At 38.0% G+C, this 11,542-nt stretch carries 8 protein-coding genes; 2 read left to right on the top strand and 6 right to left on the bottom strand.

The genetic code is table 11. The features are described from left to right. The first annotated feature begins 20 nt into the window (after positions 1-20). Positions 21-1,211 (top strand): C40 family peptidase, encoded by a 1,191-nt coding sequence (locus tag Q2T41_RS09525; protein WP_304435886.1) that lies wholly within the window; start codon positions 21-23, stop codon positions 1,209-1,211. Here the strand turns inward: Q2T41_RS09525 and Q2T41_RS09520 are convergent. Together Q2T41_RS09520 and Q2T41_RS09515 are read right to left on the bottom strand one after the other, a co-directional pair. Then, positions 1,201-3,336, bottom strand: a complete 2,136-nt coding sequence (locus Q2T41_RS09520) for a pyrroloquinoline quinone-dependent dehydrogenase (RefSeq protein ID WP_304435885.1) — start codon at positions 3,334-3,336, stop codon at positions 1,201-1,203. The genes Q2T41_RS09525 and Q2T41_RS09520 overlap by 11 nt on opposite strands. Before the next feature lie 12 nt (positions 3,337-3,348). Further along, positions 3,349-4,854, bottom strand: a complete 1,506-nt coding sequence (locus Q2T41_RS09515; protein WP_304435884.1) for a S10 family peptidase — start codon at positions 4,852-4,854, stop codon at positions 3,349-3,351. Between the two features lie 217 nt (positions 4,855-5,071). On the opposite strand from Q2T41_RS09515, the gene Q2T41_RS09510 reads away from it, so the two are divergent. Then, positions 5,072-5,944 (top strand): 3-keto-disaccharide hydrolase, encoded by an 873-nt coding sequence (locus tag Q2T41_RS09510; RefSeq protein WP_304435883.1) that lies wholly within the window; start codon positions 5,072-5,074, stop codon positions 5,942-5,944. A gap of 13 nt (positions 5,945-5,957) precedes the next feature. Here the strand turns inward: Q2T41_RS09510 and Q2T41_RS09505 are convergent, their stop codons facing one another. The 4 genes from Q2T41_RS09505 to Q2T41_RS09490 form a co-directional block, all read right to left on the bottom strand. After that, positions 5,958-7,586: a S41 family peptidase gene (locus tag Q2T41_RS09505; protein ID WP_304435882.1), complete on the bottom strand. Its 1,629-nt coding sequence runs from the start codon at positions 7,584-7,586 to the stop codon at positions 5,958-5,960. Further along, positions 7,567-7,950 carry a ribonuclease P protein component gene (rnpA, locus tag Q2T41_RS09500; RefSeq protein ID WP_304435881.1) on the bottom strand — a complete coding sequence of 128 codons (384 nt, stop codon included), beginning with the start codon at positions 7,948-7,950 and terminating at the stop codon, positions 7,567-7,569. The genes Q2T41_RS09505 and rnpA overlap by 20 nt, the downstream gene beginning before the upstream one ends. A 61-nt stretch (positions 7,951-8,011) precedes the next feature. Further along, the gene (locus Q2T41_RS09495) at positions 8,012-9,865 is read right to left on the bottom strand and encodes a M1 family metallopeptidase (RefSeq protein ID WP_304435880.1); all 1,854 of its coding nucleotides are present in this window, start codon (positions 9,863-9,865) and stop codon (positions 8,012-8,014) included. 15 nt (positions 9,866-9,880) lie between these two features. Further along, complete coding sequence (locus Q2T41_RS09490; RefSeq protein WP_304435879.1) at positions 9,881-11,530, bottom strand: S8 family peptidase; 1,650 nt, start codon at positions 11,528-11,530, stop codon at positions 9,881-9,883. Positions 11,531-11,542: the final 12 nt, after the last annotated feature.

The raw sequence follows: 11,542 nt of genomic DNA, 5'->3' as shown, positions 1-11,542 counted from the left end.
ACTACCAAAATATAATGGGTATGAAGAAAATACAATTTCTTAAAGCATTTATACTGATTTTGATTACTGTACAAATGTCCTGTAATACAGGTAATGAAAAGGAAATGATTGAACAGGAGATTGCTGTTCTTAAAAAATATGTGGCACCTGATAAAAGAACCGCTCTTTTTGATATTGATGTTTTGGATGGTTCACAAACGATAGTTTTAAAAGGGGAGAGCAACCAACCACAGGCAATAGATTCTTTAAGGTCTATCCTCCAATCCAAAGGAATAGATTTTAAGGATGAGGTAATACGTTTGCCTTCTATAGATTTAGAGGGTTACAACCATGCCGTGGTCAATATTTCTGCAGCTAATTTAAGGAGTAGTCCCAAACATTCAGCAGAGCTTGCCACCCAAGCAATTATGGGTACAACGGTAAAGGTTTTAAAAAAAGAAGGAAGTTGGTATTTGGTACAGACACCAGACCAGTATTTGGCCTGGGTAGATGCCGGTGGTATCGTTCTAATGAATGAAGCTGATTTAAACCAATGGACCAATAGTAATAAGATCATAGTTACCAACACTTATGCACATGCTATAGATACGGTTAACGGAACAAACCGGATATCTGATTTGGTTGCCGGTAGTTTACTTAGATTATTGGAAATGGATTCGGGGAATTACAAAGTTCAATTTCCTGATGGCAGAACGGCTTTTGTACCTATGTCCGAAGCCGAGGAATATAATGTTTGGTTACAAAATTTAAATGTAGGGGAAGAAGCCCTGGTAGAAACTTCCAAAACACTAATGGGGGTCCCTTATTTATGGGGAGGTACATCTACTAAAGGAGTAGATTGCAGTGGTTTTACCAAAACGGTATATTATTTAAACGGAATGGTTATTCCTAGGGATGCATCTCAACAAGTACATACGGGAAGTCCCATAGATTCTTTATCAAATTTTGATGCATTAAGAAAAGGTGATTTATTGTTTTTTGGAAAAAAGGCAACAGATTCAACTGCAGAAAAAGTAGTTCATGTAGGAATGTGGATCGGGGACAACCAATTTATACATTCATCGGATATGGTAAGAATTAGTAGTGTGGACAAGAATTCTCCTAACTATGACGAATACAATGTTAATCGTTATTTACGTACCAAAAGGCTACTTAAAGAAAAGGATAAAAATGTTATTGAATTAACAAAAGCTGCAGAGATTAAGGGTTAGGCAAGGCAAATGCAATAATCTGATTTCCCTTTTCTGTTCCTAATTTTTCACCGCCACATGCCAGAACAATATATTGTTTGCCCTTGTATTCATACGTACTTGGCGTAGCAAAAGAAGCTGCCGGAAGTTCATATTCCCATAGCAATTTCCCCGTTAATTTATTATAAGCCCTAAAGTAACCGTCTTTTGTAGCTGCAATAAGTAATAGTCCGTTTTGGGTAATTATGGGTCCGCCATAGTTTTCAGTACCTGTAGTAGGGTAACCTTTTTCTTTCAGTGATACTGTTTCACCAAAGGGTATGGACCATAAAAATTCACCTGAATTTAAATCTATAGCGTTAAGCGTTCCCCATGGTGGCGAAATACCTGGTAGACCATTACTATCTAAAAACTTGTGGTAGCCACCATGCAGATAAGGGTTTTCTTCTGTAGTGTTGGTTATTTCCTTTTTTGCATTATTGGAAGAAGTTTGCTCTTCATTGAATAGAAATAGGATCAAGGCATCTTTTTCTGAATCTGATAAAGTTGGAAAACCGGTCATCATCCCCTTTCCTTGAGTAATTATAGTCAATATTTCATCTTTACTTTTCTTAAGATGAATATCAACTAAAGAAGGAAAACCACTAGCAACCAAACCTTTTCTATCTATCTGGTGACATGTAGCACACTTACTACTATAAATGCGTTCACCCAAAGGCATGGTATTGGTTTTTGTTTCATTTACCGTCATCGTTAAATTCCATGCCATTTCATTAGAGTTTACATATAAAATACCATCTTCTGGATCAACTCCAGCGCCGCCCCATTCTGCCGCCCCGTCATATCCTGGCAGTAATAAAGTAGGTTGAAGATTGGGTGGGCTATATATTTCTTTTTGTGCAGACTTAAAAAATGCTAAAAGTTCCTCTCTATTTTCTGCATAAGGACTAATATCCTCTTGGGTTAGCTCGCTAGATTGTCGTGCAAAAGGTTTAGGCAATGTTGGTATAGGTTGTGTTGGCCAGGCAACTTCACCTTTTAATGTGGATGGCGTAACCGTAATTTCCTCAATATCGAATAAGGGCTCACCTGTTAATCTATTAAAGACAAAAACATATCCCTGTTTGGTTACTTGTGCTATGGCTTTTATTTTTTGTCCCTTTTGTTCCACGATTAATAAATTTGGTGGGGCCGGGAGATCTCGGTCCCAAATATCATGATGTGTAAATTGATAGTGCCAAAGGTATTCACCCGTATTTACATTTAATGCTACTAATGAATTAGCAAAGAGATTACTGCCCAATCTATCACCCCCATAAAAATCAGGAGCAGCAGAACCTGTGGGTACATAAATAATTTCTTCCTCTTCATCTAGGGCCATACCAGCCCAATTATTGGCGGCACCAACCATAGGGTTTTTATAAGCATTGGGATCGTCCCAAGTTTCATAACCAAATTCCCCTGGGTGGGGTATGGTATGAAAAACCCATTCTTGCTCACCGGTAATTACATTAAATGCCATAACATCGCCCGGGGCTGCATCAGAACCTTCAGATATTCTTAATGGCATTACAATTATATCTTTGAAAACAGTACCGGGGGTATTAGAAATAACAAACTTTTCTTTAGCTGTTTCTGGCATTCCAGTCCGCATATCTATTTTTCCGTTAGTACCAAAAGATGGTATTGGTGTTCCAGTGAGTGCATTAAGGGCATAAAGATCAGCACCTCGCGTACAAAGAATTCTTTTGTCATCGCCTTTTTGCCAATAAGAAACCCCTCTACTGGTAGAATGCCAAACTTGGAGAGAGTCTCCAAATTGCCATATTTCTTCCCCGTTTTCTGCATGTAGGGCAACAACCCGCAATGCCGCGGTTACCCCATATACTATACTATCAGCAACTAAAGGATTCATTTGCATTTGTCCCCAGTCTGGAGCGTTATATCGCCAAGCTATTTCTAATTGTGAAACATTGTTAGGTGTTATTTGGTCAAGGGTAGTAAAATGGCTTCTACCAGGATCTCCTAAATAAGATGACCATGTGGTATATTTATGATCAGTTTTTTTATCGGCCTCTTTGTTGCAACCCAATAGCATGCAAACGGTAAGAACAACAAATAATTGATTATAGGAATGAACCTTCATAGTATATTGTTTCTAATTTGTGGTTATAAATTCGCGAATATCTTTACTTAATTGAATCAAGTCAGGCTGGTGAGTGTACATCATATGTCCGGCTTCATAATAGGTCATTTGTACACGTTCACCAACTATTCCATTTCTGGCAAAAGTGTATTCAGCATCAAAAAAAGGAGTAATTAAATCATAATACCCACTTGCTACCAGAACTTTCATAGCCGTGTTTCTGCGCATGGTTTCCCCTAAATCCGGTGCCGTATTAACAGGCATAGGTTCCCAATATTGGCTGTCTGGAACAGTTCTCCACCTCCAATTGGAACCCCCACCCGAAGTAATGTACGGTCTAGTCATTTCTATGTTTAATTCTGATGCAAAATAATGATTGATACTAGCGGTATACGCAGCGCTAATTTGATAACTGGCAGCATCACCCAAATGAGGTTTTTCAGAAACTTTATCTTCCTCATTGCCCATAAAACGACCGTCAAGACGACCAATTGCCAAACCTTTATCCAATAATAATTGTTTTTGAAAACGGCCCATAAGAATTCTAAGGTTGGAGCGAAGAATGTAGGTTTTGTTCAACCCCGTAAAATAGGCCAGTTTTTCAGCGATGGCGTTTTTTTCTTCATTAGAAAGTAAATTGCCTTTATGTAATGCAGAAATATAGGAGTTATAAGTGTATTCACGACTTTCGTTAATGAAACTTTGCAATGATTTGTCTTGACCGGCTTTTTTGTGGAACCATGCCGTAGCAGCCATACTGGGTAAATAGGTGATAAATGAAGTAATGTTATTGGGTACTGATGTAGAGCCGGCATAATCTAAAGCCTGTGAGATTAAGATCATTCCGTTCAGCGCCATATTCTGACCGGATCCCTCTAAGGCTTTTCCTAAAGCAGCGGCCCTGGTTGTTCCATAACTTTCACCTGCTAAATATTTAGGTGAAAACCAACGTTTGTTTTCAGTAACCCATTTTCGGATAAATTGAGCGAAAGAATCTACATCCTCTTTAAGTCCGTAGAAATCTTTGCCTTCCCCTTTTCCAACCAATCTACTATAGCCGGTTCCTACGGGGTCAATAAAAACCAAATCCGTAATATCCAATAACCCATGTTCATTATGGATTAAATTATACGGTGCGGCCCCATCATCATTTTTTGCATCAGAATCTACTTGGACAATTTTAGGCCCAAAAAACCCCATATGTAACCACATTGAAGCAGAACCCGGGCCGCCATTAAAAACAAAAGTTACAGGTCTTTTAGTAACATCTCCCATATTGGTTTTGGTGTAGGCAACAGACCAAAATGTGGCTATGGAATCTCCATCTTTATTTGTTAGAAAAGTCTCTTTTGCGGTAGCGGTGTACTCAAGGGTTTCCCCTCCAAAATTTCCTTTGTGCGTTGTAACAAAAGATTTGGCTTCGGGTATTGGTTTTGGAGGTGTATCTTTTTTCGTTTCTTGAGCTTGGTTAAAAAGACAGCATAAGAAACAGGTTAGTACTACTATTTTGTTTTGCATAATTTGTAAGGTTGATGGCTAGATGTTTTAGTTTGTCCATATTAAAAGTAGCTATAAAATATGAACGTTAATTTTTTCCATTAAAATCCAGTACTTTTAGTGAGCAATTAAGATTATTATATACAGACATAAATGTTATTTAGATGTAACCTATTCAAGGTTTTCATTTAATTTATCAGAATGGTGTACGTTACCAATAGATGTAAGATATTTAAAGATGAAAAAACAAATTTTAAGGACCAGCTTAATTATTACAGCGTTATTGTTATTAATTGGCTGTGGAGTTATAAAATCTCAACAAACCCAAGATGATTGGGAAAACATGTTTAATGGAGAAAATTTAAAAGGATGGACCACAAAAATTCACCACTACGAGGTAGGGGATAATTATGGGGATACTTTTCGTGCAGAAGATGGAATGATAAAAGTGCGTTACGATCAATATGAAGGGGAGTTTAACGATCGTTTTTCACATTTATATTATGACAGACCTTTTTCAGATTTTCATTTAACAATGCAATATAGATTTGTGGGAGAATTACACCCAGGTGCTCCGGACTATACCCTTTTAAACAGTGGCATTATGTTCCACTCCCAAGACCCAAGAACAATGCTAAAGGAGCAAGACTGGCCAATTTCCGTAGAAATGCAGTTTTTGGCGGGTATAGAAGAGGGCAAAGAGCGTCCTACAGGTAATATGTGTTCTCCGGGTACAGATGTGGTGTATGAAGGTAAAATAGACCCTAGGCACTGTATAAACTCTACCTCTGATACGTACTATGGGGATCAATGGGTTACAGCAGAATTGATCGTGCTGCATGATTCGTTAATTACACATATCATTAATGGAAAAACGGTATTGCAATATACCAAACCCCAAATAGGTGGTGGTGTGGTAAAAGGGTTTAATCCTAGTCTAAAACAAGATGGTAAAACATTAAAAGAAGGTTTGATCGCATTGCAAAGTGAAGGTCAACCTATAGATTTTAAAAATATTAAAATAAAGAATTTAAAAGGATGTATGGATCCTAAGGCAAAAAATTTTAAAGACTACTATGTGATTCCCGATATGAAATCCTGTAGCTATTAAAAACTATACAAAATTACTTTAGTACATTATTGTATTTGCCCGTATTTTGCAATAATTCCGTAGCGGCCAATATGGCATCATCGTTTTTAAGGTAATATTGATATAATCCATCCCTATAAAAATAGCGCTTAACGATTTCGTCTTCCAGGTTTTTTTGAATTTCGCTTTGGTATTTATCCAATGCGTTGATTTTCCCCTTTTCAATATTGGCCAGTAGTGTCTTGTAACTATCCTTGACATCAGTACCTAAAAAATCGTTTTCATTACCGGAGAGTGCCTTTTTAATGGTTATTTCGGCTTTGGTCTCAAATGAGAAATTACTTTGTTTAACATAATTCTTGAACGCATTGAAATCAGCATCGGTAAATTTAAAATCGGTAACCTGATCAAAATCGTTTTTATAATGAAAATCAGTGGCATAGTCAAAGATGACATTGTTTTGAAGCAGGGCCAAGGTAAGGTCATTGGTTTTGACCGTAGCTATTTCAATATCGGGTAATATACCACCACCGTCTTGTACCTTTCTACCGTTTCTGGTAAAGAAATCATTGAATTGGGTATTTCTTACGGCGTTTCCTCCTTCATCCCTATTCCAGTAATCAAGAGCCTGTATGCAACGACCGGATGCGGTATAATATCTAGAAATGGTAACCTTAAGTTGTGTGCCGTATGTTAATTTCAACGGGCGCTGTACCAAACCTTTTCCAAAACTACGTGCACCCATAACCACGGCCCTATCCAAATCTTGGAGACTTCCAGATACAATTTCGCTTGCAGATGCACTACTGCCGTTTACCAAAACCACCAATGGTATGTTTTCGTCAACAGGTTGGTTTTTGGTATGGTACTCCCTGTTGAATTTTTTGACCTTGGATTTTGTGGTCACGACCAGTTCCCCTTTAGGAACAAATAAATTGGTTACGTTTATAGCTTCTGAAAGCAAACCGCCTGGATTGTCCCTTAGGTCCAAAATAATTTTTTTTGCCCCTTTTTCCTTTAAATCCAACAAAGCGGCCTTGGTCTGTTCACTTGCTTTTGCATTAAATTTTGATAGGACAATATAACCGGTCTCATCATTGATAAGTTTAAAGAAGGGAACGGCATCTACTTCTATTCCTTCTCGTGTAATGGTGGTCGTTTTTAAAGCTCCTTGTCTTTTATATGTAACGTCAATAGAAGACCCGTTAGCCCCTTTTAAAAGCTCACTTGCGTTATCTTCAAAATCCGCCACTTTGATATCTCCGATCTGTATTATCTCGTCACCGGCCTTTAAACCGGCTTTATCAGCAGGATAACCTTCATGTGGCTCTATGATCAACAATTTATCCTTGTAGGTACGTACCAAGGCACCAATACCGGAATATTCCCCCGCATTGTTTATTCGATACGTTTCAACATCCTGTTCATTTAGGAATTTGGTATAGGGGTCCAACTCTTCCAGCATATTTTTGATGGCGGTATCCATTAATTCTGCAGGGTTGGTCTCATCTACATAGTTCATGTTCAATTCTTTGAACAGTGTGGTAAAAATTTCTATTTGCTTAGCTATTTCAAAAAAATCACTTTTATAACTACTACCTATAAAAAGAAAGGCAACAGCAATAATGGGAACAAGTATTTTTTTACTGAGTATTTTTTTCATTGATCTGTAGCTTAAACTTATTTAAAACGAGCTTCATTTTATGATCTAATTGCTCAAAGGATGGCATTTCCTTACCAAGGTATAAAAATAGAAACGCATAGTTGCCATCCGTATTGTTAAAAACCAGCGCTTTATTACGCCTATAGGCCTCTCTAAGCAAACGCTTAATCCTATTTCTATCTACCGCACTTTTAAAGTTTCGTTTAGAAACGGTAACGCCAGTTTTAAAGGAAACGGAGTGGTTGGTAACGGGCAAATAAATCAACTTTAACGGAAAACTGGAAATACCCTTGCCCTCATCAAACAGTTTGGTGATAAGCACTTTACTTTTAAGCTTTTCCTTTTTACCGAAAGTTTGGTCCATTTATATAAATTAAAATCAAAGAATCGCCCCTAAATTCAGGGGCGTTCATTATCTATGCTTATTATTCTGCTTGCCAAACGTTGTTTTCAAGGTCAATATCTGCCATGAGCTGAGAAGGATCTATAACAATGGCTTTTATGGACGACATAGGTTTCTCAATAGCAAAGGTATAAGTGGGATATGCCCAAGGCCAATCTTCCAGAACTGTTCGTTCAATACCGGAATAAGGATTGTCTTTTTCCCCGCGCATCATTCTTAAAGGAGCATAGAATGTTTCTTTCGTATTATCCTCATATACCACTAGAATATCTAAAGGCATTGGCATAAGTCCAATTCTCTCTAAAGTAATTTGGGTACTTTTTTCCTTGTCCGCTACATTTTTGATATTATAATCTATAGTATTCGTTGTCTGGGTCCAATCTGTTAAATACCAATCCAGTTCTATGTTGGATATTTTTTCTGCAACTCTTTTAAAATCATTTGGGACCGGATGTTTAAATTTAAAATCGGTATAATATTTACGAATGGTTTCCATTAATTTATCCTGACCAATGATATAACCCAATTGGGACAGAAATATGGAACCTTTACTATAAGCAGAAATACCATAGGCAAAATTAAGTGCATAGCGATCAGCATAAGTACTTTGGGGTTGTTCCTTACCTGAAAGCGCTAAGTTCCTGTATCCTTTGTACGTGCCCTCAAAAGGATTTTCCTTGTCAAGGCCCATTATCTCACCCATACAAAGTTTAGAGATAAAAGAGGTAAAGCCTTCATCCATCCATTCATGTTTGGCCTCATTAGTGGCAAGAATGTGCTGAAACCAGGAATGGGCCAATTCATGTGCCATAACGCCTACAAGACTACCAAATTTACGGTCACCGGTTATTAATGTGGACATGGCATATTCCATACCGCCGTCACCGCCTTGAATCACGGAATATTGGTCATACGGGTACTCACCTATGTTTTTACTAAAAAACTCCATAGCCTCAACCGTTTTGGGTTGAAGTTTTTTCCAGTTTTCCAATAATTTTGGATCGTCCTTATATAAAAAATGTAATGTTGGCCCATTAGGTACTTGTTGCACATCATGTATATATTCTGGATCGGCAGCCCACATAAAATCATGTACCATTGGGGCTTTAAAATGCCAAGTAAGTGTTTTCCCTTTTTGCTTTTTTATTTTTGTGCCCGGAGATTCATAACCATGGCCGATCTCATCTGCATTTTGAAGATAACCGGTACCGCCAACGGTGTAATTTTTATCTAAAGTCAATTTAACGTCATAATCTCCCCAGACACCATGAAATTCCCTTGCAATATATGGGTCCGCGTGCCACCCCTCAAAATCGAATTCCGCAAGTTTTGGATACCATTGGCTCATGGATAGGGCAATGTTTTCTTCACTGTTTCTACCTGACCTTCTGATCTGTAAAGGCACCTGGCCTTTAAATTCCATATTAAAGGTAGTTTGTTTCCCCGGCTCAATAGGAGTAGCAAGGTTAACGACCAATATGGTACCTTCTTCTGAATAGTTCAATTGTTTGCCATCTTGGGTCAAAGAAGTGGCATGAAGATATCCTATTTCGGAATCTGTAAGTGTAGATATTCTACTAACCTTTTCCTCGGTAATCATTCTACTATCTGGATCTGGAATGGTCTGTAATCTTATATCCATTTCACTACCGGGTTGAAAGGCGTTGAAATACAAATGAAAATATACCCGGTTCAATTCATCTGGAGAATTATTGGTGTAGACCAATTTTTGGGTTCCGGTATATTGAAAGGTATCTACGTCCATATTGACATCCATAGTATAATCTACATGTTGCTGCCAATAGTCGGTCTTGTTTTGAGCTGTTGCAAAAGCGAAACCAAAAACGGTCAAAAAGGTAAAAAGTAATTTTATCATAACGTTGTATTCGTATTATAATTTAAGCTTTCCAGAAGCAACTTGTCCTGCCATTACCAATGCATTATAGGCATTGGCAATTTTTCCAGAAGTTGATATTTCCTTAAGGGAAGCATTTTTACTATTGTCCCCACCTAAAATTACTTTTGATTTTATAGGAAGGCCAGACTCTAATATAATTTGTTTTACCTGTGCCGCTGTCAATGACGGATATTGAGATATAACAAGGGCTGCTATACCTGCCACTGCCGGAGCTGCCATTGAGGTACCTGGTGAAAACTCGTATGAATTGTTGGGATAGGTTGAATAGATATCAGTGCCCGGAGCAAAAACATCTACATTGATAGCGCCATAATTAGAGTATGAGGCTACGAGCTCGGAACCGTATTTTGGATTTAGGGCACCAACTGTCAATACGTTATCCGCAATTTCTGGACCGTTGTTTATTTGGTCATTAGGATAATTTCCATTGTTTGGATCATCTAAATTAGTACCATCATTACCTGCCGCATGTACGAAAAGCACATTGTATTTCGCCGCATATTTTATAGCCTCATATACCCATTCTGCCTTGGGCGAAAATGATTTACCAAAACTACCGTTAATGATTCTGGCACCGTTGTCTACCGCATAGCGTATTCCACGTGCAATATCCTTATCATATTCATCCCCATTGGGAACCGCCCTAATACTCATAATAGCCACATTGTTGGCCACACCGTTGACACCAATGCCGTTGTTTCGTTCTGCAGCGATTATACCAGCAACATGCGTTCCATGGCTCTCGTCATCTACCCTATTTTGTGGGTTGCCGTTGCCATAATCTGTATCTGTAATATCATAAGCATCATCACCAACGACGGCTCTACCGTCAAAATCTTTGTTTAAATTATAATTAAGTTGTTCCGTATAATGCTTTATACCATTTTGCAATTCCTTTAATACCTCTGGTATGGAATCCTTAATACTGAACATTTGGTTTAGGATAGCCAAATTTCTTTGCATTGATTCGCTGTTTGCTTCAATACCCGCAAGGTCTTCCTTGGTATAGACATCTTTTTTTAAATATGCCCTGACCTCAGCATCCGCATTTTTTACGGCCTGATGGATTTGCTCATATTGTTGCTTGCCCTGTAGGGCTTCGTTATATTTTTTATCCAATTCTGTTTTTGCCTTGGACAAGGTTGCGGCGTCTCCAATATTTAAGCGGAGCATACGCACATACTCCAATTGTTCATTGTAAGATTCGCCTAGAAAATTATATCCATGAATATCATCTATGTAACCATTACCGTCATCATCAATATTATTTCCTGCTTTTTCTTTGGTATTGGTCCATAAAACACCATCTAAATCCTCATGGTTTAAATCAATTCCAGAATCAAGCACCGCAACAATTGTCTTGGTACCTTTTCTACTTTTAATGATTTCATCGTAAGCCTTGTTGACGCTCATACCCGGTATGGTATCGGCTACAAGGTCTAAGTGTCCCCAATTTTTCTTTTCATCATCGGTTAGATCAGAAATTTTTAAGGGTGTAGCATCAATGTTTTCAACAGGGGTAAGAATTAATCCGCCACTGGAAGCAGGGCTGGTACTGCCACAACTTGTTAATAAGGCAACCAAGGAAGTAATTATCAGGGGTTTTAAATATGTATTTGTCATATATGGGTATTG

It is taken from the genome of Maribacter confluentis, from assembly GCF_030505015.1.
GTDB lineage: Bacteria > Bacteroidota > Bacteroidia > Flavobacteriales > Flavobacteriaceae > Maribacter > Maribacter sedimenticola.
The sequence above is the reverse complement of the archived record's forward strand: the minus strand, read 5'-3'. Positions and strand labels throughout refer to the sequence as shown.

Coding starts and splice junctions, on each gene's coding strand:
- Q2T41_RS09520 (WP_304435885.1), bottom strand. CDS start 3,336: ATGAAGGTTCATTCCTATAATCAATTATTTGTTGTTCTTACCGTTTGC.
- rnpA (WP_304435881.1), bottom strand. CDS start 7,950: ATGGACCAAACTTTCGGTAAAAAGGAAAAGCTTAAAAGTAAAGTGCTT.
- Q2T41_RS09490 (WP_304435879.1), bottom strand. CDS start 11,530: ATGACAAATACATATTTAAAACCCCTGATAATTACTTCCTTGGTTGCC.
- Q2T41_RS09510 (WP_304435883.1), top strand. CDS start 5,072: ATGAAAAAACAAATTTTAAGGACCAGCTTAATTATTACAGCGTTATTG.
- Q2T41_RS09505 (WP_304435882.1), bottom strand. CDS start 7,586: ATGAAAAAAATACTCAGTAAAAAAATACTTGTTCCCATTATTGCTGTT.
- Q2T41_RS09525 (WP_304435886.1), top strand. CDS start 21: ATGAAGAAAATACAATTTCTTAAAGCATTTATACTGATTTTGATTACT.
- Q2T41_RS09495 (WP_304435880.1), bottom strand. CDS start 9,865: ATGATAAAATTACTTTTTACCTTTTTGACCGTTTTTGGTTTCGCTTTT.
- Q2T41_RS09515 (WP_304435884.1), bottom strand. CDS start 4,854: ATGCAAAACAAAATAGTAGTACTAACCTGTTTCTTATGCTGTCTTTTT.